This window comes from Pseudomonas sp. CGJS7 (genome assembly GCF_036961695.1).
Genome location: NZ_JBAMDI010000068.1, coordinates 19,026 through 41,048, shown reverse-complemented (window position 1 = coordinate 41,048; position 22,023 = coordinate 19,026). Strand labels below are relative to the sequence as shown.

General features: G+C 62.3%; 22 protein-coding genes. 6 read left to right on the top strand and 16 right to left on the bottom strand.

Features of this window, described 5'->3' with window-relative positions:
- Positions 1 to 128: 128 nt before the first annotated feature.
- Positions 129 to 1,643, bottom strand: coding sequence for a threonine ammonia-lyase, biosynthetic (gene ilvA / locus V7787_RS31610; RefSeq protein ID WP_003249006.1), 1,515 nt, complete (start codon positions 1,641 to 1,643; stop codon positions 129 to 131).
- Positions 1,644 to 1,776: 133 nt separating this feature from the next.
- On the opposite strand from ilvA, the gene rpiA reads away from it, so the two are divergent.
- Positions 1,777 to 2,451, top strand: a complete 675-nt coding sequence (gene rpiA / locus V7787_RS31605; RefSeq protein WP_003249004.1) for a ribose-5-phosphate isomerase RpiA — start codon at positions 1,777 to 1,779, stop codon at positions 2,449 to 2,451.
- Between the two features lie 104 nt (positions 2,452 to 2,555).
- Here rpiA and V7787_RS31600 read toward each other — a convergent pair whose 3' ends face one another.
- From V7787_RS31600 to V7787_RS31585, 4 genes are all read right to left on the bottom strand, one after another.
- Positions 2,556 to 3,458: an SdiA-regulated domain-containing protein gene (locus V7787_RS31600; protein WP_104886931.1), complete on the bottom strand. Its 903-nt coding sequence runs from the start codon at positions 3,456 to 3,458 to the stop codon at positions 2,556 to 2,558.
- Positions 3,459 to 3,548: 90 nt separating this feature from the next.
- Positions 3,549 to 4,469, bottom strand: a complete 921-nt coding sequence (locus V7787_RS31595) for an SdiA-regulated domain-containing protein (RefSeq protein WP_104962746.1) — start codon at positions 4,467 to 4,469, stop codon at positions 3,549 to 3,551.
- A 182-nt stretch (positions 4,470 to 4,651) separates the two neighbouring features.
- Complete coding sequence (locus V7787_RS31590) at positions 4,652 to 5,317, bottom strand: fumarylacetoacetate hydrolase family protein (RefSeq protein WP_010955685.1); 666 nt, start codon at positions 5,315 to 5,317, stop codon at positions 4,652 to 4,654.
- A gap of 26 nt (positions 5,318 to 5,343) precedes the next feature.
- Positions 5,344 to 6,741, bottom strand: coding sequence for an FAD-binding oxidoreductase (locus tag V7787_RS31585; protein WP_336091359.1), 1,398 nt, complete (start codon positions 6,739 to 6,741; stop codon positions 5,344 to 5,346).
- Between the two features lie 171 nt (positions 6,742 to 6,912).
- Between V7787_RS31585 and serA the strand changes: the two genes are divergently transcribed.
- Positions 6,913 to 8,142, top strand: a complete 1,230-nt coding sequence (serA, locus tag V7787_RS31580) for a phosphoglycerate dehydrogenase (RefSeq protein ID WP_020189953.1) — start codon at positions 6,913 to 6,915, stop codon at positions 8,140 to 8,142.
- A 47-nt stretch (positions 8,143 to 8,189) separates the two neighbouring features.
- Here serA and V7787_RS31575 read toward each other — a convergent pair whose 3' ends face one another.
- Positions 8,190 to 8,666, bottom strand: a complete 477-nt coding sequence (locus V7787_RS31575) for a DUF4399 domain-containing protein (RefSeq protein WP_010955687.1) — start codon at positions 8,664 to 8,666, stop codon at positions 8,190 to 8,192.
- A gap of 222 nt (positions 8,667 to 8,888) precedes the next feature.
- On the opposite strand from V7787_RS31575, the gene V7787_RS31570 reads away from it, so the two are divergent.
- Positions 8,889 to 9,377: a transporter substrate-binding domain-containing protein gene (locus V7787_RS31570; RefSeq protein ID WP_104886929.1), complete on the top strand. Its 489-nt coding sequence runs from the start codon at positions 8,889 to 8,891 to the stop codon at positions 9,375 to 9,377.
- 270 nt (positions 9,378 to 9,647) lie between these two features.
- On the opposite strand, the gene V7787_RS31565 is transcribed toward V7787_RS31570, so the two are convergent.
- Positions 9,648 to 10,151 (bottom strand): 2-thiouracil desulfurase family protein, encoded by a 504-nt coding sequence (locus V7787_RS31565; protein ID WP_198748344.1) that lies wholly within the window; start codon positions 10,149 to 10,151, stop codon positions 9,648 to 9,650.
- Positions 10,138 to 10,770 (bottom strand): 2OG-Fe(II) oxygenase, encoded by a 633-nt coding sequence (locus tag V7787_RS31560; protein ID WP_049588366.1) that lies wholly within the window; start codon positions 10,768 to 10,770, stop codon positions 10,138 to 10,140. The genes V7787_RS31565 and V7787_RS31560 overlap by 14 nt, the downstream gene beginning before the upstream one ends.
- A 113-nt stretch (positions 10,771 to 10,883) precedes the next feature.
- Here V7787_RS31560 and V7787_RS31555 point away from each other — a divergent pair, with 113 nt between their 5' ends.
- Positions 10,884 to 11,636, top strand: coding sequence for a DUF2059 domain-containing protein (locus V7787_RS31555; RefSeq protein ID WP_047603666.1), 753 nt, complete (start codon positions 10,884 to 10,886; stop codon positions 11,634 to 11,636).
- On the opposite strand, the gene V7787_RS31550 is transcribed toward V7787_RS31555, so the two are convergent.
- Positions 11,637 to 12,563 carry an alpha/beta hydrolase gene (locus V7787_RS31550; RefSeq protein WP_336091355.1) on the bottom strand — a complete coding sequence of 309 codons (927 nt, stop codon included), beginning with the start codon at positions 12,561 to 12,563 and terminating at the stop codon, positions 11,637 to 11,639. It lies immediately after the preceding gene.
- A gap of 203 nt (positions 12,564 to 12,766) precedes the next feature.
- Between V7787_RS31550 and V7787_RS31545 the strand changes: the two genes are divergently transcribed.
- On the top strand, positions 12,767 to 13,336 hold the full coding sequence (locus V7787_RS31545) for a DUF6436 domain-containing protein (protein WP_010955693.1): 570 nt from the start codon (positions 12,767 to 12,769) through the stop codon (positions 13,334 to 13,336).
- On the opposite strand, the gene V7787_RS31540 is transcribed toward V7787_RS31545, so the two are convergent.
- Positions 13,315 to 13,881 (bottom strand): sugar O-acetyltransferase, encoded by a 567-nt coding sequence (locus V7787_RS31540; RefSeq protein WP_004575846.1) that lies wholly within the window; start codon positions 13,879 to 13,881, stop codon positions 13,315 to 13,317. The genes V7787_RS31545 and V7787_RS31540 overlap by 22 nt on opposite strands.
- A gap of 86 nt (positions 13,882 to 13,967) precedes the next feature.
- Here V7787_RS31540 and V7787_RS31535 point away from each other — a divergent pair, with 86 nt between their 5' ends.
- Positions 13,968 to 16,334 carry a penicillin acylase family protein gene (locus V7787_RS31535; RefSeq protein WP_064491249.1) on the top strand — a complete coding sequence of 789 codons (2,367 nt, stop codon included), beginning with the start codon at positions 13,968 to 13,970 and terminating at the stop codon, positions 16,332 to 16,334.
- A gap of 209 nt (positions 16,335 to 16,543) precedes the next feature.
- Here V7787_RS31535 and V7787_RS31530 read toward each other — a convergent pair whose 3' ends face one another.
- From V7787_RS31530 to cysT, 6 genes are all read right to left on the bottom strand, one after another.
- On the bottom strand, positions 16,544 to 17,329 hold the full coding sequence (locus V7787_RS31530) for a MetQ/NlpA family ABC transporter substrate-binding protein (protein WP_019439108.1): 786 nt from the start codon (positions 17,327 to 17,329) through the stop codon (positions 16,544 to 16,546).
- A 175-nt stretch (positions 17,330 to 17,504) separates the two neighbouring features.
- Positions 17,505 to 18,335, bottom strand: coding sequence for a sigma 54-interacting transcriptional regulator (locus V7787_RS31525; RefSeq protein WP_010955696.1), 831 nt, complete (start codon positions 18,333 to 18,335; stop codon positions 17,505 to 17,507).
- Between the two features lie 64 nt (positions 18,336 to 18,399).
- A complete protein-coding gene (locus V7787_RS31520; protein ID WP_020191300.1) occupies positions 18,400 to 18,981 on the bottom strand; it encodes an alpha/beta hydrolase in 582 nt (193 codons plus the stop codon).
- Between the two features lie 210 nt (positions 18,982 to 19,191).
- Positions 19,192 to 20,181, bottom strand: a complete 990-nt coding sequence (locus V7787_RS31515; RefSeq protein WP_003248965.1) for a sulfate/molybdate ABC transporter ATP-binding protein — start codon at positions 20,179 to 20,181, stop codon at positions 19,192 to 19,194.
- A gap of 3 nt (positions 20,182 to 20,184) precedes the next feature.
- Positions 20,185 to 21,057: a sulfate ABC transporter permease subunit CysW gene (cysW, locus tag V7787_RS31510; RefSeq protein ID WP_010955698.1), complete on the bottom strand. Its 873-nt coding sequence runs from the start codon at positions 21,055 to 21,057 to the stop codon at positions 20,185 to 20,187.
- 11 nt (positions 21,058 to 21,068) lie between these two features.
- Complete coding sequence (gene cysT, locus V7787_RS31505) at positions 21,069 to 21,887, bottom strand: sulfate ABC transporter permease subunit CysT (protein ID WP_010955699.1); 819 nt, start codon at positions 21,885 to 21,887, stop codon at positions 21,069 to 21,071.
- Positions 21,888 to 22,023: the final 136 nt, after the last annotated feature.

The following is a 22,023-nucleotide window of genomic DNA, read 5'->3' as shown; positions in this document are numbered from 1 at the left end:
CGGGCATTTTGCGGTCGCTTCTTCGCGGGCTTACCCGCTCCTGCCAAGGTATCTCAGGCCTTGAGGCCTGCGCGTACCTGTGGGAGCGGGCAAGCCCGCGAACGGGCCATCAGCCCTAGCTTAGCCGCTCAGCCCAGGAACAGTTTGTAGGCCGGGTTTTCGGTCTCGTCCCAGTACGGGTAACCGATCTTGGCCAGCGCTGCCGGCACCAGGTGACGTTCGTCCTCCGGCACCTGCAGACCCGCCACCACGCGCCCATCAGCCGCGCCATGGTTGCGGTAGTGGAACATCGAGATGTTCCAGCGCCCGCCCAGCTTGTTGAGGAAGTTGAACAGCGCCCCCGGCCGCTCGGGGAATTCGAAGCGCAGCACCATTTCGTCGCTGGCACCGGCCGAGTGGCCGCCGACCATATGACGAATATGCAGCTTGGCCAGTTCGTTGTCGGTCAGATCGGTAACCGGGAAGCCCTGCTCGGTCAGTTGCTGCACCAGCGCCGCGCGCGGGTCGTTTTCCGGGTGGGTCTGCACCCCAACGAAGATATGCGCTTCGTCAGAGGTGTGCTTGCGGTAGTTGAACTCAGTGATCTGACGCTTGCCGATAGCCTCGCAGAAGGCCTTGAAGCTACCCGGGCGCTCAGGGATGGTCACGGCGATGATCGCCTCGCGCTTTTCACCCAGCTCGGCACGTTCGGCCACATGGCGCAGGCGATCGAAATTGACGTTGGCACCGGAGTCGATGGCCACCAGGGTCTGGCCGCTGACGCCGTATAGCTCGACGTACTTCTTGATGCCCGCCACACCCAGCGCGCCAGCAGGCTCGGTGATCGAGCGGGTATCGTCGTAGATATCCTTGATTGCTGCACAGATTTCATCGGTACTGACAGTGACGACTTCGTCCACATGGTGGCGGCAGATATCGAACGTGTGCTGGCCAATCTGCGCCACCGCCACGCCATCGGCGAACAGCCCGACCTGCGGCAGCACCACACGCTCACCGGCAGCCATGGCCGCCTGCAGGCAGTTGGAATCGTCCGGCTCGACACCGATTACCTTGATTTCCGGGCGCAGGTACTTCACGTAGGCAGCAATGCCAGCGATCAGGCCGCCACCGCCCACCGGCACGAAGATCGCATCCAGCTGGCCAGGGTGTTGGCGCAGGATTTCCATGGCGACGGTGCCCTGCCCGGCGATGGTGTGCGGATCGTCGTAAGGGTGAACGTAGACGAAGCCCTTTTCATCGACCAGTTTCAGCGAATAGGCCAGTGCCTCAGGGAACGAGTCGCCATGCAGCACCACCTTGCCACCGCGCGAGCGCACGCCTTCGACCTTGATCTCCGGAGTAGTCTTGGGCATCACGATGGTGGCCTTGATGCCCATTTCACGCGCGGCCAGGGCCAGGCCTTGGGCGTGGTTGCCGGCCGAGGCGGTGACCACGCCACGGGCCAGTTCTTCCGGGCTCAGCTGGGCCAGCTTGTTATACGCGCCGCGGATCTTGAACGAGAACACTGGCTGCAGGTCTTCGCGCTTGAGCAAAATCTGGTTGCCCAGGCGCTTGCTCAGCTGCCCGGCGCTCTGCAACGGGGTTTCGACGGCAACGTCATAGACGCGCGAGGTGAGGATCTTCTTGACGTACTGTTCGAGCATCGGGAAAGCATCACTGGGCCGCGGGACGAGGGCTGGGAGTCTACCCTAGCGCTACGTCGGGCGACCACAGCAAAGCCGTGCGAGCCGTTATACTAGGCAACTTTGAAACCGCCCTGCCCCTTCCGGAGCCCGCATGACCCAGGACCAACTCAAACAGGCCGTCGCCCAGGCCGCTGTCGACTTCATTCTGCCCAAGCTGGATGAAAAGAGCGTCGTAGGCGTCGGTACCGGTTCGACCGCCAACTTCTTCATCGATGCCCTGGCTCAGCACAAGACCGCGTTCGACGGCGCAGTCGCCAGCTCCGAAGCCACTGCCCAGCGCCTGAAGGGCCATGGCATCCCGGTCTACGAACTGAACAGCGTCAGCGAGCTTGAGTTTTACGTGGACGGTGCTGACGAGAGCGACGCACACCTGCACCTGATCAAGGGCGGCGGCGCAGCGCTGACCCGCGAAAAGATCGTCGCGGCCGTGGCCAAGACCTTCATCTGCATCGCCGACGGCAGCAAGCTGGTGCCAGTACTGGGGGCCTTCCCGCTGCCGGTCGAAGTGATCCCCATGGCCCGCAGTCACGTGGCGCGTCAGCTGGTGAAGCTGGGTGGCGACCCGGTGTACCGTGAAGGCGTGGTCACCGACAACGGCAACGTGATCCTGGATGTGTACAACCTGCAGATCACCAACCCGGTGGAGCTGGAAGCGCAGATCAACGCCATCGTCGGCGTGGTGACCAACGGCCTGTTCGCGGCGCGGCCGGCGGATCTGCTGCTGCTGGGTACCGCTGAAGGCGTGAAGAGCCTGAAGGCCGAGTAAAACCCTTCGCGGGTAAACCCGCTCCTACAAGGTACCCCACAGGCCTGGAACCGTGGCGATCCCTGTAGGAGCGGGTTTACCCACGAATAGGCCCTGACAGGCGATCAGTCAGCCGGCTGCTTGAACACATAGAACAGGTTCGGCTCACTGACCAGGTAAATGGTCCCCGCTTCATCCATCGCAATCCCCTCCGCCTGCGGCACCGTCGCCTGCAACCCCTGGAAGCCCTTGCGCAACGACAAGGTACTCAGCGGCTGGCCCTGTACATCCAGCTCCAGCACCAACCGAGACTCGTCCGACAACGCCAGCAAATGCCCGCTGCGTTCATCGAACTGCAAGCTCGACAAGTCCCGCACAAACAACCGTGAATCGCGCTTGCGGTCCTGCACCACATGCACGGCGTAGGGCTTTTCCGGATTGTCATGCGGGAAGCCATGCACCTCATAGATCAGCATCGGGTCACGCTCTTTCGCCACGAACAGGCGCTTGCCCGCCGAATCGTAGGCCAGGCCCTCGAAGCCTTTGTTGCCATTGAGGCCAATACCCAATGTCAGCTGTTCGGCATCACCGGCATCGAGAAACATCGTGTCGTCTTCCAAACGTACGCGAATCAGCCGTTGCTGACGCTCGTCGGTGATCACATAGCTGTTAGGCCCAACGTACTCCACAGCCTCCGGGTCGCCGAAGCCAGTCAGCGGCACACGGCGCAGGATACGGCCATCCAGCGACAGCTCGATCAGCTCCGAACGGGCGTTGGTGACCGTGAAGAGGGTTTTGCGGTCGGGGTCGTAGGTCAGCGCCGAAATGTCATCATCCAGCCCTTCGATCGGTTGCGCCTCCAGCACCACCCGGTAGCGATCCAGGCCAATGCTGCGCTCCACAGGCTGCCACCAGGTCTTGAGATTGAACCAGCCACGCTCGAACAGGCGAAACTCCTGCCCGGCCCAGCCAAGCAGCAGCAGACCAAGGGCAGCCAGAACAAGGAACAGGCGAACAAAACGACGCATAGGGACAGACTCGACACAAGGATGGCGAATCTAATCATGAATGGCTGAAGCAAAGCTTAATGCAAGCGTCAGGCAAATCTGATGATGTTGTCAGTTTTTTTGGAATCGATAGAAAAGCGCCGGCTCGCTGACCATGTACAAGGTGCCCTTGTCGTCCATGGCCACCCCTTCCGCCCGCGGAATGGTGCCTTCAAGCCCGTTGAAGCCGCCCAGCAGCGTCATGAAGCTGACTTGCTGGCCCTGCTCGTCCAGCTCCAGCAGCATGTTGGAGTCGGCCGAAAGCACCAGCAAGTGGCCAGTACGCGGGTCGACACCCAGCGCAGACAGGTTGCGCAAGTCGAGTTCATCGCTAGGCAACGGCTGCTTCTCACCCTTGAGCGGGCTGCGGCCATCGGTGTTCCAGGTGTACAGCTTGGGCGGGCGCTCCTCGCCAATGATCAGGCGCTGGCGCAGCGGGTCCCAGGCGATGGCCTCGAAGCCCTTGTTGCTCTTGATCGAAGGGCCCAGGTCGTGGCTCGGGAAGTCGTCGTGATTCAGTGCGGTGGTCTGCGCGTCCACCTTGACGACGGTCAGATCGTGCAGGCGCTCGTCGGTGATGGCCAGGTTGCCGTCTTCCAGCACCGCGACGCCCTCGGGGTTGTTCCAGCCGTTGAGCGGGATCTTGCGCAGTACATCGCCCTCCAGGCTCAGCTCGACCAGGAACGGGTTCTTGCCCATGACCGCGAACAGGGTGCGGGTCTGCGGGTTGAAGGCCACATCCGAGGCTTCATCATCGTCCATGCCCGGCAGCGGTTTGGCGTCGATGTCCACCTGGTAATCCGGCAGCCACACGCTTTCGCTGCGCTCGGCGGTGCTTTCGAAGCTTTCTTTTACCCACAGTGCACCGCGGTCATCCCAGTGCATGGCCACGGCCACGCCATAGCCAATCACCGCCGCCACGGCCAGGCCGAAGGGCCAGCGCAGGTAGAAGCGACGCTTGGGAGTTGCCGGGGCGCTGGAGGAGGATGGCATGCGGTGATCCTGGGAAAATGGGCGTAGGTGCGCGCATTATCCGGATTGGGTGTGAAAAATCGGTAAACAGGGCCGGCCTCTTCGCCGGTAAACCCGTGCCCAAGGTACTGCACAGTGTTCAAGGCCCTGTGCAACCCCTGTAGGAGCGGGTTTACCCGCGAAGAAAGCGACGCGGTTTCGAGTCAAAGCACCCGGCTTTCGAAGCGGCTCACACCCGGCAGCTCCAGCACCAGCTCGTCACCGACATTGAACGGCCCGACGCCAGCCGGGGTACCGGTGAGGATCACATCCCCCGCTTGTAGCGAGAAATGCGCTGCCATGTACTGAATCATCGGCACGATCGGGTTCAGCATCATCGCGCTATTACCATCCTGGCGTACTTCGCCGTTCACGGTCAGGCGCACCGGGATGTCTGTCACGTCCTCGAAGCTGGCGGCCGAGACGAACGGTGGCAGCACGCAAGCGCCGTCAAAGCACTTGGCCAGCTCCCAAGGCAGGCCCTTTTCCTTCAGTTTGGCCTGCACGTCGCGCAGGGTCAGGTCCAGAGCCGGTGCGTAACCGGAAATGGCGTCCAGCACCTCTTCCTCGCTCGGGTGGGTCGACAGCGGCTTGCCCAGCAGCACGGCAATTTCAACCTCATAGTGCACCGACCCACGCTCGGCCGGGATCTTGAAGCCACCTTCGGCCGGCACCACGCAGCTGCCTGGCTTGATGAACAGCAGCGGCTCGGTGGGGATCGGGTTGTCCAGTTCCTTGGCATGCTCGGCATAGTTACGGCCGATGCACACCACCTTGCCCAGGGGGAAGTGAATGCGCGTGCCGTCTACGTACTGGTGCTGGTAACTCATGGCCGACTCCTTCTGGATACTGCTTTTTATTCAGGTGCGAAGATCTTACCCGGATTCATGATGCCGTTAGGGTCGAACACGGCCTTTATTGCCTTCATGCAGGCGATTTCTTCGGGGGAACGGCTGTAGCCCAGGTAGTCGCGCTTGGTCATGCCCACGCCATGCTCGGCAGAAATCGACCCGTTGTAACGCTCGACGATCTCGAACACCCACTTGTTGACCTTGGCACACGAAGCGAAGAAGTCGTCCTTGCTCATATGCTCAGGCTTGAGGATGTTCAGGTGCAGGTTGCCGTCACCAATATGGCCGTACCACACCACTTCATAGTCCGGGTAATGCGCTGAGACGATGGCGTCGATATCGCGCAGGAACGCAGGCACTTTCGAGACGGTGACGGAAATGTCGTTCTTGTACGGTGTCCAGTGCGAAATGGTTTCCGACAGGTACTCGCGCAGCTTCCACAGGTTTTTCAGCTGGGTTTCGCTCTGGCTCATCACCCCATCCAGCACCCAACCCTGCTCGACGCAATGCTCGAAGGTAGCCAATGCTTCGTTGGCCACGTCTTCAGTGCTGGCCTCGAACTCCAGCAGCGCATAGAACGGGCAATCCGTCGCGAAGGGCGCAGGCACATCGCCGCGGGCGAGGATCTTGGCCAACCCCTTGTCGGAGAAGAACTCGAAAGCGGTCAGGTCCAGCTTGCCCTGGAAGGCGTGCAGCACCGGCATGATCGAGTCGAAGTCCGGTGTGCCCAGCACCATGGCGGTGAGGTTGCGCGGTGCGCGGTCCAGGCGCATGGTGGCCTCGACCACGAAGCCCAACGTACCCTCGGCACCAATGAACAGCTGGCGCAGGTCGTAGCCGGTGGCGTTCTTGATCAGGTCTTTGTTCAGCTCCAGCAACTCGCCCTTGCCGGTGATCACTTTCAGCCCGGCCACCCAGTTGCGGGTCATACCGTAACGAATCACCTTGATCCCGCCGGCATTGGTGCCGATATTGCCGCCAATCTGGCTGGAACCGCTGGAAGCGAAGTCCACCGGATAATAAAGGCCTTGCTCTTCGGCGTAGGTTTGCAGCTGGCGGGTGACGACCCCTGGCTGGCAAACCACAGTACGGTCGAAAGCATTGAAGCCAAGGATCTGGTTCATGTAGTCGAAGGCGACGACAACCTCGCCATTGGCCGCCACGGCGCCGGCAGAAAGCCCGGTGCGCCCGCCAGAGGGCACCAGCGCCACCTTGTGCGCATTGGCCCAGTGCACAATGGCTTGCACCTGTTCTATCGTTTTGGGAAAGACGATGGCGCTGGGCGCAGGCGGGTAATGCTTGGTCCAGTCCTTGCCATACGCTTCGAGGGAAACCGGGTCAGTCAGGACCTTGCCAGGGTCGACAAGGGTCATCAGTTCTTCAATAACAGCGGGATGGGTCATCGCTGGAACTCTCGACTTATTCATGGTCACCCTGAGCACTCTTCACCTGTCGGGATAAGCTCAGATTGTGTCGCGTATGCTAGCATAGCCCTCCCGCTGTTCATGCTAAGGCTGCCCTCGCGCCTGGCATCACCCCTCGCCAATTTATCTCCGGGATACAGGTTTACGCAGATGAGCAAGACTTCTCTCGACAAGAGCAAGATCCGGTTCCTTCTTCTTGAAGGTGTGCACCAGAACGCGGTCGATACCCTCAAGGCCGCCGGCTACACCAACATCGAATACCTCACTGGTTCGTTGCCGGAAGCCGAGCTGAAGGAAAAGATCGCCGATGCCCACTTCATCGGCATCCGTTCGCGTACCCAGCTCACCGAAGAGATCTTCGACTGCGCGAAGAAACTGGTCGCAGTTGGCTGCTTCTGCATCGGTACCAACCAGGTTGACCTGGAAGCTGCCCGCGAGCGCGGTATCGCCGTGTTCAACGCGCCATACTCCAACACCCGCTCGGTCGCCGAGCTGGTACTGGCCGAAGCCATCCTGCTGCTGCGCGGCATCCCAGAGAAGAACGCCTCCTGCCACCGTGGCGGCTGGATCAAGAGCGCGGCCAACTCGTTCGAAATCCGCGGCAAGAAACTGGGCATCGTCGGCTACGGCTCGATTGGTACCCAGCTTTCGGTACTGGCTGAGAACATGGGCATGCAGGTGTACTTCTTCGACCCGCTGACCAAGCTGCCACTGGGCAACGCCGTGCAGGTCACCAGCCTGAACGAGCTGCTGAGCCTGGCCGACATCGTCTCGCTGCACGTGCCTGAGCTGCCATCCACCCAGTGGATGATCGGCGAGAAGGAAATCCGCTCGATGAAGAAGGGCGCGATCCTGATCAACGCCGCCCGTGGCACCGTGGTCGAGCTGGACCACCTGGCCGCTGCCATCAAGGACAAGCACCTGATCGGCGCCGCCATCGACGTGTTCCCGGTCGAGCCACGCTCCAACGACGAAGAGTTCGAGAGCCCGCTGCGCGGCCTCGACAACGTGATCCTGACCCCGCACATCGGTGGTTCCACCGCCGAAGCCCAGGCCAACATCGGCCTGGAAGTGGCCGAGAAACTGGTCAAGTACAGCGACAACGGTACTTCGGTGTCCTCGGTCAACTTCCCGGAAGTGGCCCTGCCAGCGCACCCAGGCAAACACCGTCTGCTGCACATTCACGAAAACATCCCGGGCGTGCTCAGCGAGATCAACAAGGTCTTCGCCGAGAACGGTATCAACATCTCCGGTCAGTTCCTGCAGACCAACGAGAAAGTCGGTTACGTGGTAATCGATGTTGACGCCGAGTACTCGGACCTGGCGCAGGAAAAACTGCAACAGGTCAAAGGCACCATCCGTTCGCGCGTCCTGTTCTAAGGTCGCTGGAGGTATGAAAAAGGGAGGCCCTGGTGGCCTCCCTTTTTTTATTTCACTTCAACCGTGATCTTCTTCGACTCGACGCTAGGCTTGAACGGCACATGATACTGGTCACCCAGAATCAGTTGCAGGGTGTGCTTGCCCGGGGTCAGGGTAATGCTGGTTTCGGTCTGTGCCTTGCCGAAGTGCAGCACTTGCGGCCCCTTCGGCAGTGCGACGCCGGCCTCTGGCATCAGGCTGGTCGGCAGCGGCATGTCAGCCACCGGCTCTTTGTCGACATCCACCAGCAGATGGTGGTGCCCGGTGTGCGGGGTTTGGTCACCCGCAGGTTTGAGGCCCATACCCTCGATACCGAACTTGACGGTGAAGGTCTTGTCGACCGTGGCACCATCGGCGGGGGAAACGATGAAGACCTTCGCCTCCTTGGGCGGCTCCTGGCTCTTCAGGGCGTCTGCGGCACTGGCGAACACCGACGCTCCCATCAGCAGACCGGCAACGGCAGCACGCGAAAATAGGCTGTTCATTCACTTCTCCTGTGGTTCACTTATTGACCGCAGCTGTCATCCAAAAGCGGCGGTAGTTCACCTTAGTTGAAATAACCGCCAAGGTGTTCACATTGCCTGATAGAAATATTTCCGTCAGGGTTAAACAATGCCGAGGCTTGAAGGTCATAGGCTGCGCTCGATCACGGCGAGGAAGAAAGCCGTGGCGATCGATTTCAAACTGCTAAAAGAAAAGGGGCATACATGCGTTCGACCATAGGGGTACTGCTGGCAGTACTGATCAGTCCATTGGCTCAGGCGGAGCTGATCGACGAAATCGCCGACCGGGGCGAACTGCGCATTGCCGTACAGGCCGAGAACTCGCCATACGCCTTCAAGCAAGACGACCACCTGACAGGTTTCGACATCGAATTTGGCCAGGCCCTGGCCAAGGAACTGGATTTGCGCGCCGAGTTCGTCGAAGCCCCGGCTACCGAAGTGCTGGCGGGTGTCGAGAGTGGCAAGTACGACATCACATTCACCCCGTCGAGTGAATCGCTCACAGGCGACGGCCCGCTCGATGTAAGCCTGCCGATTGGCGAGAAGAAGCTGGTGATCCCGTTCCAGAAGGACAACCCGGCTTTTGAAAGTGCTGTAAACAATGCGTTGCAACGTTTGAAAGACAGTGGCCGGACTGCCGAACTTGAGCAGAAGTGGTTCAAGGGTGTGCAGGAGACTGCAGGCGGGCAGTGAGGTCTTGTTTGCAACCTATGCCGGCCTCTTCGCGGGTAAACCCGCTCCTACGGCGGCCTGGGTCCAACCCTCGACGTGTGTCCACCACCAATCTGTGTTGGAGCGGGTTTACCCGCGAATACGGTAGCGGCGGCAACGGTGAACGGCGGGTGAAAATTGGCCAGCAGGCCTGGCCCTTTCGCGGGTAAACCCGCTCCTACACGGCGGCCTGGGTCCAACCCTCGATGTGTGTCCATCAGCGGGTTCACCCGCGAAAGGGCCGGCACAGGTTCAAACAGATATATCAGCCAAAGCCCGCTGCGCCTGGTCCAGTTCCAGCTCGCTGAACACCTGCACTCCCGCCCGCCGCAGCAGCGCCGTGGTTACCCCTTCCCCCGCCACTTTCACACCACTGAAGGTGCCATCATAGGTCAACCGGTTGCCACACGAAGGGCTGCCAGACTTCAGCACCGCTACACGAATGCCATGCCGCCGCACCAGTTCCAGCGCCATCTGCGCTCCGGCCAGAAACGCGGCACTGACATCTTCACCCGTCACTGTCAGCACCTGTGTGTCACCCTCGAGCACTGCGCTGCCCTGCCCTCCCGGGATCTCCGCTGGCGGCCGCGGTGTCGGCAAGCCGCCTGCTACCTCGGGGCACAACGGCACTACGCGCCCTTCGGCCTGCCACTGCTGCAACAAATCGGGATGGCCGCTGGCCCGGCCGTCATAGCGAACTGGCTGCCCCAACAGACAGGCGCTCACCAGCACCTTGGGCCTATCAGAACGGGTCATTGCCACGCCGCCTGAACCAGCCGGTCAATGACAGCCGCTCACGCCCGGCCGGCAGTACTTCGTGAGGCACTTCGCCCGACAGGAATACCACCAGGCAACCGGCCACTGGCTCGACATCGTGCTCGACACCGTCGGCCAGGAACATGCGCAACTGGCCACCGTCATGCGGTTGCCAGCCTTCATTGAGGTAAAGCACCGCCGAGACCATGCGCCGGTCATCGTCGCGAAAACGATCCAGGTGCCGGCGATAGAATGCCCCCGGTGGATACAGGGCAAAGTGGCATTCGAAGTCTTCCAGGCCCAGGAAAAGGCCTTGGTTGATTGCAAGGCGCAGCTGATCCATGGCCGCCAGGTACTGGTCGCAGGCCTCGGCCTGCCCCGGGTCGATCCACTGGATCTGGTCACCGCGAATGGTTTCGCGCACCTCCTGGGTAGCTCCCCGCCCAACCCCTGCGGGGTTGAGTTCGCCTTCGGCATCACGGCGCCGGCACTCGGCTGCAAGTGCGCGCACCAGGTCGGCAGGCAAAAAGTGCGCCTGCTGGGACCAGCCATGGGTGGCCAGATCGTCGACGACGGCCGCAAGCATCGGGTGTTCAGGGGATATGTGCATGGCGCGCATCATATCCATTCGCCCTGTCGCCGCACAGCGCCACTTGGCCGAGAAACACGCGGGTATCTCGACAAACCGGCGCCGGGCCAAGGACAATAGCCACCTGCCGACAGGAGTCCTGAATGCGCCGTCTGTTTTCCCTGATTCTGCTGATGATCTGCACCATGCCTGTCTGGGCAGACAACCTGGATCAACTGTACAAGGCCGCCGGCTGGCCCGACCAGCGCGCCCACTTCAACGATGCCCTGACCGCTGCCCAGGAGCGCTACCGCAACAGTTTGCCACCCGCCGTCTACCAGGCGCTGGTCAACAACAGCAACCAGCGCTTCCAGGCCCAGGCGGTGGACCGTCGCGCCCAGGCAAAGCTGCGCGCCACCCTGGCCAACCCGGCACCGGCCCTGGCCTTCTTCCAGTCACCGCTAGGGCGCAAAGTGGTGGCGGCCGAGCTCAAGGCCACCCGCAAGGACGAACTGGCCAAGAACGCCAAAGGCCTGCCCAAGATCCAGGCCAGCGACGATCGCCTGCTGGTCATCGGCCACCTGGCCCAAGCCCTGCCTGCGCGTGAAGCCGGCGCCGAAGTGAGCCTTGCCATCGCCGGTGTAGCCGCCGACAGCCTCAGCTCGATGATCCCCGGCCTGTTCGGCGGCGGCCAGGCCCAGAGCCTGCTGGATGGCCAGCGCCAGCGGTTGATGGGGCAGATTGGCGAAGACCTGAACAACACCCTGCTGTACGTCTACCGCGACCTGTCCGATGCCGAGCTGGAAGCGTTCGCCACCTTTGCCGAGTCGCCCGAGGGCAAGGCTTACTACCAGGCGGCCCTGGCCGCTGTACGTGCCGGCCTGGCGGTTGGCCAGAGCACCAACGACCTGAAGTGATCAGCCCAGGCGCTGGTCGATGAAGTCGAAGTAGCGCTGGCGGATGCCCGGCAACTCGTTGGCCAGGTGGTGACGGGCCTCGGGCAGCATCAGGATCTGCGGCTCGGCAAACTTGGCCTTGAGCACTTCGAGGTTGTAGGGCCAGTCCACCGTGCCATCTGCCTCCCCCTGCACGATCAATGGCCGACGCGCACTGCGCGGCGCGGCCTCGATGCGTTTGACCCAGGCGATCAGTGCGCCCACCCAGGCCGTTGGCAGGCGACGCGGTTGCAGCGGGTCGGCCTCCAGGAACGGCAGGAAGGCCGGGTCGTTGGTGTTCTCACTGAAGCGCCGTTCGATGCCATTGACGAAGTGGCGCAGCACGCAATAACTGAACTTCGACCAACGCCAGGAACTTGGCCGCACCAGCGGGGCCAGCAGGATGACCTGGCCATCGACGGGGCTGCGTGCGCCCTGGTGCAGCAGATGGTCCACGGCAATCGCCCCCCCCGTGCTCTGCCCACAAAGGTGCCACGGGTGCGGCAGTTGCAGCGTGTGCGCCTGTTCGAACAGGGCCTCCAGCACCTGCTGGTACACCGCGAAGTCAGTGATGCTGGCCCGCTCGCCGCTGGACAGGCCGTGGCCGGGCAGGTCGCAACTGATCACCGCAAAACCTTGCTTGAGTGCCCACGCAATCACATGCCGGTAGAGGCCCATGTGGTCGTAATAGCCGTGCAGCAGGAACAACGTCGCGCTGGGCTGCTCGGGTAGCCAGGCCTGCCCGACCAGGTCGAACCCCGCCGCCTGAAAGCTGCCCAGCCAGCTGTGTGCCGGCAGGTTTAGGCCATAGAAGCGCTGGTAGTCCTGCGCTTGTGCCGACAGGGGCTGGCGAGTGGTGAACGGCGCCAGGCTGGTGCGCAGGCGGTCGGGGTGAAAGGCAGGGGGCATCGGGTACATCCACATTGATGCAAGTATTGATCTGGAATCTTCAGCTCTGGCCGGCGCCATGGCAAGCTTGCTCACCTCGAACAACCAGCATCGAACTAATTGTGGGAGCGGCCTTTCGCGACGCAAGGCCGCTCCCACAGGGATCGCGCCAGCTTTTAGAAACTGAGCAAGACAGTTGCTACCACAAGGGCCACCGACTCTTCATGAATAGCCGAATCATCAAACCGCTGTGCACGGTCATCGCCTTGTTGGTCGGCGCCGTAATCCTCTGGCAGGCCTATAGCGCCTTTCAGGCCCGCTACCTGCGCCCGTTCGACAACCAGGCCACGCTGTTCGACGGCAGCCAGTTACAGCTACCTGCCGAGCTGGCCGGTGCTGGCCCGATCCGCGTGGTGCATTTCTGGGACCCGGCCTGCCCATGCAACGTCGGCAACCAACAGCACCTGGGCGACCTTATCAGCCAGTTCGCTGGCCACGACGTTACCTTCCATGTGCTGCAAAAACCCGGCAGCCACGGCCAGCTGCCGGCCAATATCGGCAGCTTGCAACCCATCACCCACCTGCCCGGCAGCGAGCACCTGCCGGCGTCCCCGGCCGTGGCCATCTGGGACCGGCAAGGCCGCCTGGCTTATTTTGGCCCCTACAGCGAAGGTGCCGTGTGCAACGCCAGCAACAGCTTCATCGAGCCAATCCTCAAGGCTTTGCTCGACGGCCGCCAGGTCAACGCCTCCAATACCCTGGCGGTAGGCTGCTACTGCCCTTGGTCGGGCTGACGGACCCTCGCCGGGTTACCCACCACCGTCGCGCCCGCGGGCACATCCCGGGTCACCACACTGCCGGCGCCGACGATGGCGTTATCACCGATGGTCACCCCCGGCAGGATGATCGCCGCACCGCCAATCCACACGTTGTCGCCGATGGTCACCGGCCGCCCGCTCTCCAGCCCGCTGCGCCGCACTTCAGGATCGAGCGGATGGTCGGCGGTATAGATCTGCACGTTGGGGCCGATCTGGCAGTCCTCGCCGATACGCACCGGCACCACGTCGAGGATCACGCAGTTGAAGTTCATGAAAGTATTACGGCCAACGCTGATGTTGTAGCCGTAGTCGCAATAGAACGGCGGGCGAATCACCGCGCCTTCGCCAACCTGGCCAAAGTGCTCCACAAGCAGCCCGTGGCGTGCGTCGTTGAGCAGTTCGACACTGTTGTTGTAGCGATGCATCCAGTGCTTGTTGGCGATCTGCTCGGCCTGCAGTTCAGGGCAGCCAGCGTGGTAGAGCTGGCCGGTGAGCATTTTGTGTTTTTCGCTGAGGGACATGGAAACTCCTTCCTGGGGCTATGCTCTGTTCGCGAATCCGCCGATGATCGGACCACATTTTTCGTTTGAATGCACAAGGAGTCTGAATGAAGCGCAGCCTGACCCTGCTGGCGGTGGTAGTCACCGTGGCCGCTGGCGCCTCCGGGTACTGGTACGTTCAGGGCAAGCTGCCGCAGCGCGAGGGCGAGGTCGCCGTTGCCGGCCTGCAAGCGCCGGTCAGCGTGCGCTACGACGCACGCGGCGTGCCCCACCTGCAGGCACAGAGCGAGCCGGACCTTTACCGCGCACTGGGCTACGTGCATGCCCAGGACCGATTGTTCCAGATGGAGATCATGCGCCGCCTGGCCCGTGGCGAGCTGGCCGAAGTGCTCGGCGACAAGCTGCTGCCCACCGACACCCTGTTCCGTAGCCTGCGCATACGCGAGCAGGCCGCGCTGATGGCCAAGCGGCAGGATCCGCAGGCGCCGGCATGGCAGGCCCTGCAAGCCTACCTCGACGGGGTCAACAGTTGGCAGGCCAGCCACCCCAAGCCCACGGAATTCGACCTACTCGGCATCACCCCGAGCCCGTTCACCGCCGAGGACACGCTGAGCATCGCCGGCTACCTGGCCTACAGTTTTGCCGCCGCGTTCCGCACCGAGCCTGCTCTGACCTACATCCGCGACCAGCTGGGGCCTGACTACCTGAAAATATTCGACCTTGACTGGCAACCCGAGGGCGCACTGGGCACGCCACTGGCCGCTGCCGACTGGCAAAGCCTGGAAACACTTGCGCGCTTAAGCGATGAGGCGCTGGGCGACGCCGGCATCCCGCAGTTCGAAGGCAGCAACGCCTGGGCGGTCGCGGGTAGCCGCACCCGCAGTGGCAAGCCGTTGCTGGCTGGCGACCCGCACATCAGCTTTGCCGTACCTGCGGTGTGGTACGAGGCCGAGCTGTCAGCGCCCGGATTCAACCTCTACGGCTATTTTCAGGCACTTAACCCGTTCGCTCTGCTCGGCCACAACCGTGACTTCGGCTGGAGCCTGACCATGTTCCAGAACGACGACGTCGACCTGATCGCAGAAAAGACCAACCCTGCCAACGCTGACCAGGTCATGGTCGATGGCCAGTGGCGCACACTGGAAAAGACCGAGCAGCAGATTGCAATCAAAGGCGAGCAACCGGTCACCATCAACCTGCGCCGCTCACCCCACGGGCCAATCGTCAACGAAGTCCTCGGCGCCACGGCAGGGGCCACGCCGATTGCCATGTGGTGGGCGTTCCTCGAAACCGAGAACCCGATCCTCGAAGGCTTTTACCAGCTCAATCGCGCCGACACCCTGGGCAAGATGCGCGAAGCGGCTGCCAAGGTGCAGGCGCCGGGGCTGAACTTCGTCTGGGCCAATGCCCGTGGCGATATCGGCTGGTGGGCGGCGGCGAAACTGCCGATTCGCCCGGACGGTGTGAACCCGGCGTTCATCCTCGACGGCGCCAGCAGCCAGGGCGACAAACCCGGCTTTTACCCCTTCAGCGTCAACCCGCAACAGGAGAATCCGGCCAGCGGTTATATCGTCTCGGCCAACTACCAGCCACCCGCCGTGGTGCCGATACCCGGCTACTACAACCTCGCCGACCGCGGCCGCCAGCTCGATCGCCAGCTGGCCAATCCGGAGGTGAAATGGGACATGCAGAACAGCCAGGCGCTGCAACTCGATACGGCCAGCGATTACGGCCCGCGCACCTTGGCACCGCTGCTAGCGACGTTGCGTCAGATCGCCCAGGGTGACGAGGAAGAGGAACTGGTCGAGCAGCTGGCTGCCTGGCGCGGCGACTATCCACTGGACTCAACCAGCGCCACGCTGTTCAACCAGTTCCTCTACGAGCTGGCCTATGCCGCGTTGCATGACGAATTGGGCGACACCTGGTTCCCGGTGCTGATCAGCACCCGTGCCATCGATGCCGCGCTGCCACGCCTGGCCGCCGATGCCGAGTCGCCCTGGTGGAACACCCGCGGCGCCAACCAGCGCACTGACCGCAGCTCGATCGTGCGCGAAGCCTGGCAGAAGAGCCTTGGCCACTTGCGCGACACCCTCGGCAAGGACCCAGCCAGCTGGCAATGGGGCAAGGCCCATACCCTGACCCACAACCATCCGCTTGGGGTGAAAAAGCCGCTGAACCTGCTGTTCAACGTTGGGCCTTTCGCCGCACCTGGTACCCATGAAGTGCCGAACAACCTCTCGGCGAAGATCAGCTCTGCGCCATGGCCGGTGACCTATGGGCCGTCGACGCGGCGGCTGATCGACTTTGCCGATGCCGGGCAGGCGCTGACCAGCAACCCGGTTGGGCAGAGTGGCGTGCCGTATGACCGCCATTACGCGGACCAGGCCGAAGGGTATGTGCAGGGGCAGTATCAGAAGGCACAGATGGGGGTAATACCGGCGCAGAGTACCTTGCGATTGGTGCCAGGGCCGTAAGGGGCTGCCTTGCTCAAAACCCAAAAGCTTGCGCGAGCACTGTGGGGCTTTAGCCGCGAACACCGGCGCAGCCGGTGCCATGCACCGCGTTGGATTCTTCGCGGGTAAACCCGCTCCCACAGGGATCGCGCCAGCTTTCAGAGATCCCAGCAATGAAAACGCCGACACAAAGGTGTCGGCGTTGGGTCATGCAAGGTGAAGCAAGCGCATCAGAACGCCGGCAGCACCGCACCTTGGTACTTCTTGGCAATGAATTCCTTCACTTCAGGGCTGGTCAGGGCCTTGGCCAGTTTCTGGATGGCCTCACTGTCCTTGTTGTCCGGACGGGCGACCAGGAAGTTCACGTAAGGCGAGTCGGCACCTTCGATCACCAGTGCATCTTTAGCCGGGTTCAGGCCAGCTTCCAGGGCGTAGTTGGTGTTGATCATGTCCAGGTCGACCTGGTCCAGCACACGGGGCAGCATGGCCGACTCAAGCTCGCGGAACTTCAGCTTCTTCGGGTTCTCGGCGATATCCTTGGGGGTGGCCAGGGCATTCTTCGGGTCTTTCAGGGTAATCAGGCCGGCCTTCTGCAGCAGCAGCAGCGCGCGGCCGCTGTTGCTGCCCTCGTTAGGGATGGCAACGGTTGCGCCTTCTTTCAGCTCGCTCAGGGCCTTGACCTTCTTCGAGTAGCCACCGAAGGGCTCTACGTGTACACCCACCACGGTTTCCAGGTGGGTGCCCTTGCCTTCGTTGAAGTTCTGCAGGTACGGCAGGGTCTGGAAGTAGTTGGCGTCCAGACGCTTCTGGTCCACCTGCACGTTCGGCTGCACGTAATCGGTGAAGACCTTGATCTGAAGGTCCACGCCTTCTTTTGCCAGTGTCGGCTTGATCAATTCGAGGATTTCGGCGTGCGGTACCGGGGTAGCGGCAACCACCAGTTTCTCGGCAGCAGCGGCCAGGCCGGAGAACGACAGGGCAGCAGCCAGGGCAGTGGTCAGCAGGGTCTTCTTCATGGTGGTCCTTGTTCTGAATCTGGGCCATCGACGATGGCGAATCGGGTGCCCAACCGGTTCACCAGTGGGCGTGAGGCGGACGATACCCAAATTTTTTATTCCGCAACAATATCTTTTGCTTAGCTGCTTATTCCAAAAACAGAATGGCATCAGCCTCTTTACCCAGGAGCGATATCTAACGCGCGGGGTCAGGCAGGTCGAGGTCTTCGGGCAGGATCTCTTCGCCGTCATTGACCAGCAAGGCAAAGTGGATGACGTTCTCCAGTTCGCGGGTATTGCCGGGCCAGAAATGCCCCTCCAGAACCCGCTGCGCCGCCTCGCTCACCAAGGGCACAGGCCGCTGCAGGCGCACGCTGTAGATACCCGCGAAGTACTCGGCCAGCGGCAGGATATCGCCCGGCCGCTCGCGCAGCGGCGGCAGTTCCAGCGCGCCCTCGCGCAAATACTGGTACAGGCGCTCGTTGAAGCGCCCTGCACGCACCACACGGGCCAGGTCGATGCTGGTGGCGGCTACCAGACGCACATCCACCGGCTGTGGCTGCTGCGCGCCCACCCGAGTGACCTCGCGGTTTTCCAGAGCCGCCAGCAGCTTGCCCTGGATCGCCAGTGGCAAGTCGGCAATCTCGTCCAGGTACAAGGTGCCGCCGCTGGCCGAACCGAACCAGCCGGCGCGGCTGCTGGCCGTACCGCCATGGCTGCCGGCGCTATAGCCAAACAGCTCGGCATCGGCGTAGGTGGGGCTGATGGCCGCGCAGTTGACGGACACGAACAACCCTCCACGGTCGCTGGTACGGTGGATCTGCCGGGCCAGCAGCTCCTTGCCCGTGCCGGTCTCGCCACGGATCAGCACCGGCAAAGGTTGTGGCGCCAGGCGCTCAAGGTCCTCGCGCAGCTGCTGCGAGCGCGGGTCGATAAACACCAGCGCCTTGGCACGAATGCTCAGCGGGCTCTTGTCCAGCTCGGGGAAGGTCAACAGCGGCTGGCCGAACGGGTTTTGAAAAGTCATGACGAACTCCCGCCCCAGGCCCGTAATGGCCAGGCGTCAGGCAAAGGGTGAACAATAAGGCCGATCAGGCGCGGCGCAGTGCGCGCTGCTCAATCCGGCTCTGCAAGCGATACAGGTAGGCGAAACCTTGTTCCCAGCGCTCATGACCGGACTTGACGTTGATGTGCCCGGCATTGCTCAGCAAACCCGCTTCGGCGCCCCATGCCTGGGCCAGGTACAGCGCCCGTGGCACGTTCACGGCTGGGTCGTTGTCCGAGCTGACGACCTGGCTAGGGAACGGCAGCACCTCGGTAGGGATCGGCGCAAAGTTGCGCAGCACGGGTGCGCAAGTGGGCCGTTCGACATCTGCCGGCGCCACCAGCAGTGCACCACGCACCTGCCGTAGCAAGGCCGAGCTTGCCTGCGCTGCCCAATGGGCGACAGTGATGCAACCAAGGCTGTGGGCAATCAGGATCACCGGCGAGCGGTCGGCGGCAATCGCCTGCTCCAACGCGTGCACCCAGTCCTGCCGCTGCGGGGTGAGCCAGTCTTGCTGTTCAACCCGTGCACTGTTGGGCAGGGTGCGCTGCCAGTGACTCTGCCAATGGTTGTCTGGCGATCCTTGCCAACCCGGCACAATCAGGTAGCGAATCGACTCATTGCGCATGGGGACGCCTCCAGTAAGTTTGCGTGCTTGGAGACAAGTATAGGGAGGGGTGAATATTCGTAAAGGAATAAGAAGATATTTATTAATACCCATATTGCATAACAAGCAGGCTACAGCCACTCGCTTGAGAAAGGCTGCAAAGCTGCCCTGTCACGCGTTCAGGCAAGAAAAACCCGGGACCATGCCCGGGCTCTCTTTGCCTTGTGCGATTTAGATATCCGCCACCTTCTGCCACACCTTCGGCCGGAAGAACAACGTCTCTCCCCGCGCCAACCCGGTCAGGCTGTCATGGTCTTTCACCACTTCGGCCTCGATCAGCTCACTCTGACCTTCCACCTTCAAGGTCACCCGCGTGGTTGCACCCAACGGCCGAATGTCGCGCACCTCGGCCGCATGGTGCCCTTCGGTCTCGTGCCGCGACAGCGACACCTCGTGCGGGCGAAACAGCACGTGATGCCCTTCGCTCAAGGCCAGGCGGTTGGAGTCACCGAGGAAGTGGTAGACGAAATCGTTGGCCGGCTGATCGTACACTTCACCCGGCGAGCCGATCTGCTCGATCACGCCCTTGTTCATTACCACGATGCGGTCGGCTACTTCCATGGCTTCTTCCTGGTCGTGGGTAACGAACACCGACGTCAGGTTGATATCCTCGTGCAGCCGCGCCAGCCAGCGACGCAGCTCCTTGCGCACCTTGGCATCCAGCGCACCGAATGGCTCGTCCAGCAGCAGCACCTTCGGCTCCACCGCCAGGGCGCGGGCCAGGGCGATACGCTGACGCTGGCCACCGGAAAGCTGCTCGGGGTAGCGGTCGGACAGCCAGTCCAGTTGCACCATGTTCAGCAGCTCATGCACCTTCTCGGCAATCTTGCTCTCGCTCGGGCGCTCGCCCTTGGGCTTCATGCGCAGGCCGAAGGCAACGTTGTCGAACACGCTCATGTGGCGGAACAGCGCGTAGTGCTGGAACACGAACCCGACGTTACGGTCACGCACATCATGGCCGGAAACGTCCTCGCCATGGAACACGATGTTGCCCTGGTCCGGGGTTTCCAGGCCGGCAATGATGCGCAGCAGGGTGGTCTTGCCACAGCCGGACGGGCCGAGCAAAGCCACCAGCTCGCCGCTGTTGATGTCCAGGTTGATAGCGTTCAGGGCCTGGAAGCTGTTGAAGCGCTTGCTGACGTTACGAACTTCGATCGACATGAATCATTCCTCCGCGGCGCTGTGGCGCAGGCGGTTAATACGGTTCTCGCTCCACTGCTTGAGCAGCAGGATGAAGAGCGCCAGGATCAGCAACAGGCTGGCCACGCTGAAGGCCGCGACGTGGTTGTACTCGTTGTAGAGGATCTCCACATGCAGCGGCAAGGTGTTGGTCACGCCACGGATGTGGCCCGACACCACCGACACCGCGCCGAACTCGCCCATGGCCCGCGCGGTACACAGCACCACGCCGTAAATCAGGCCCCATTTGATGTTCGGCAGGGTCACGTGCCAGAACATCTGCCAGCCGTTGGCACCGAGCAGCCGTGCAGCCTCCTCCTCTTGCGTGCCTTGCTCCTGCATCAGCGGGATCAGCTCACGGGCCACGAACGGCACGGTCACGAAAATGGTCGCCAGGACAATGCCCGGCAGGGCGAACACGATCTGGATATCGTGGTCCTGCAGCCACGGCCCGAGCAGGCCTTGCGCGCCGAACATCAGCACGTAGACCAGGCCGGCGATCACGGGGGACACCGAGAACGGCAGGTCGATCAGGGTGACCAGGATGCTCTTGCCACGGAAGGTGTACTTGCTCACGCACCAGGCGGCGCTTACGCCAAATACCAGGTTGAGCGGCACCGAGATAACCACGGCGAGCAGGGTCAGCTTCAGCGCCGACAACGCATCGGGTTCGAATATCGCCTCGAAGAAGGTGCCAAAACCGTTCTTCAGCGCCTGCGATACCACGATCACCAGCGGCAGCAGCAGGAACAGGGCGAACACCAGCCAGCCAAGGCCGATCAGGATACGCCGTGACGTGGCGCTGCCACGGCGGGCGGCGTTGGCTGCGGCACTTGCACTCAGGGATGAACTGGACATGCCGGCCTCCTTCAGGGGGTTTCGATGCGGCGCTGCAGCAGGTTGATCAGCAGCAGCAGGATGAAGGAAACCACCAGCATCAACACGCCGATGGCGGTCGCGCCGGTGTAGTCGTACTGGTCGAGCTTGACCATGATCAGCAGCGGCAGGATCTCGGTCTTCATCGGCATGTTGCCGGCAATGAAGATCACCGAACCATACTCGCCCACGCCACGGGCGAAGGCCAGGGCAAAGCCGGTGAGCCATGCCGGCAGCAGGGCCGGCGCCAGGATGTGGCGGAACACCTGCAGTGGCTTGGCCCCCAGGCAGGCTGCGGCCTCTTCCACTTCACGTGGGATGTCGGCCAGCACCGGCTGCACCGTGCGCACCACGAACGGCAAGGTCACGAAGGTCAGTGCCAGGGTGATGCCCAGCGGGGTGTAGGCGATCTTGAAGCCAAGGTCGGTGGCGAACTGGCCGACCCAGCCCTGCGGCGCGTACAGGGCCGTCAGGGCGATACCGGCAACCGCGGTGGGCAAGGCAAACGGCAGGTCGATCATCGCATCGATGATCTTGCGCCCGGGGAAGGTGTAACGCACCAGCACCCAGGCCAGCAGGGTACCGATCACACCGTTGATGATGGCGGCGAACAGGGCGGTGCCGAAGCTCAGCTTGAGCGCAGCGATCACTCGCGGCGCACTGATGATGTTCCAGAACTGCTCGAAGGTCAGCTGCGAGGCATGGATGAACATGGCCGCCAGCGGTATCAGCACGATCAGGCTGAGGTACACCAAGGTGTAGCCCAGCGTCAGCCCGAAGCCGGGTATGACGGGGGAGATACGACGCGACATAAATATCCCTGGTTGAACGCACTAAGCCCGGAAACAATCCCGGGCCGGTGCAAGCTTTTGAATCCTGGGGCTGCTTGGCAGCCCATTCGCGACACAAGGCCGCTCCCACAGGGGATCATGGTTCCTTGTGGGAGCG

Coding starts and splice junctions, on each gene's coding strand:
- ilvA (WP_003249006.1), bottom strand. CDS start 1,643: ATGCTCGAACAGTACGTCAAGAAGATCCTCACCTCGCGCGTCTATGAC.
- rpiA (WP_003249004.1), top strand. CDS start 1,777: ATGACCCAGGACCAACTCAAACAGGCCGTCGCCCAGGCCGCTGTCGAC.
- V7787_RS31600 (WP_104886931.1), bottom strand. CDS start 3,458: ATGCGTCGTTTTGTTCGCCTGTTCCTTGTTCTGGCTGCCCTTGGTCTG.
- V7787_RS31595 (WP_104962746.1), bottom strand. CDS start 4,469: ATGCCATCCTCCTCCAGCGCCCCGGCAACTCCCAAGCGTCGCTTCTAC.
- V7787_RS31590 (WP_010955685.1), bottom strand. CDS start 5,317: ATGAGTTACCAGCACCAGTACGTAGACGGCACGCGCATTCACTTCCCC.
- V7787_RS31585 (WP_336091359.1), bottom strand. CDS start 6,741: ATGACCCATCCCGCTGTTATTGAAGAACTGATGACCCTTGTCGACCCT.
- serA (WP_020189953.1), top strand. CDS start 6,913: ATGAGCAAGACTTCTCTCGACAAGAGCAAGATCCGGTTCCTTCTTCTT.
- V7787_RS31575 (WP_010955687.1), bottom strand. CDS start 8,666: ATGAACAGCCTATTTTCGCGTGCTGCCGTTGCCGGTCTGCTGATGGGA.
- V7787_RS31570 (WP_104886929.1), top strand. CDS start 8,889: ATGCGTTCGACCATAGGGGTACTGCTGGCAGTACTGATCAGTCCATTG.
- V7787_RS31565 (WP_198748344.1), bottom strand. CDS start 10,151: ATGACCCGTTCTGATAGGCCCAAGGTGCTGGTGAGCGCCTGTCTGTTG.
- V7787_RS31560 (WP_049588366.1), bottom strand. CDS start 10,770: ATGCGCGCCATGCACATATCCCCTGAACACCCGATGCTTGCGGCCGTC.
- V7787_RS31555 (WP_047603666.1), top strand. CDS start 10,884: ATGCGCCGTCTGTTTTCCCTGATTCTGCTGATGATCTGCACCATGCCT.
- V7787_RS31550 (WP_336091355.1), bottom strand. CDS start 12,563: ATGCCCCCTGCCTTTCACCCCGACCGCCTGCGCACCAGCCTGGCGCCG.
- V7787_RS31545 (WP_010955693.1), top strand. CDS start 12,767: ATGAATAGCCGAATCATCAAACCGCTGTGCACGGTCATCGCCTTGTTG.
- V7787_RS31540 (WP_004575846.1), bottom strand. CDS start 13,881: ATGTCCCTCAGCGAAAAACACAAAATGCTCACCGGCCAGCTCTACCAC.
- V7787_RS31535 (WP_064491249.1), top strand. CDS start 13,968: ATGAAGCGCAGCCTGACCCTGCTGGCGGTGGTAGTCACCGTGGCCGCT.
- V7787_RS31530 (WP_019439108.1), bottom strand. CDS start 17,329: ATGAAGAAGACCCTGCTGACCACTGCCCTGGCTGCTGCCCTGTCGTTC.
- V7787_RS31525 (WP_010955696.1), bottom strand. CDS start 18,335: ATGACTTTTCAAAACCCGTTCGGCCAGCCGCTGTTGACCTTCCCCGAG.
- V7787_RS31520 (WP_020191300.1), bottom strand. CDS start 18,981: ATGCGCAATGAGTCGATTCGCTACCTGATTGTGCCGGGTTGGCAAGGA.
- V7787_RS31515 (WP_003248965.1), bottom strand. CDS start 20,181: ATGTCGATCGAAGTTCGTAACGTCAGCAAGCGCTTCAACAGCTTCCAG.
- cysW (WP_010955698.1), bottom strand. CDS start 21,057: ATGTCCAGTTCATCCCTGAGTGCAAGTGCCGCAGCCAACGCCGCCCGC.
- cysT (WP_010955699.1), bottom strand. CDS start 21,887: ATGTCGCGTCGTATCTCCCCCGTCATACCCGGCTTCGGGCTGACGCTG.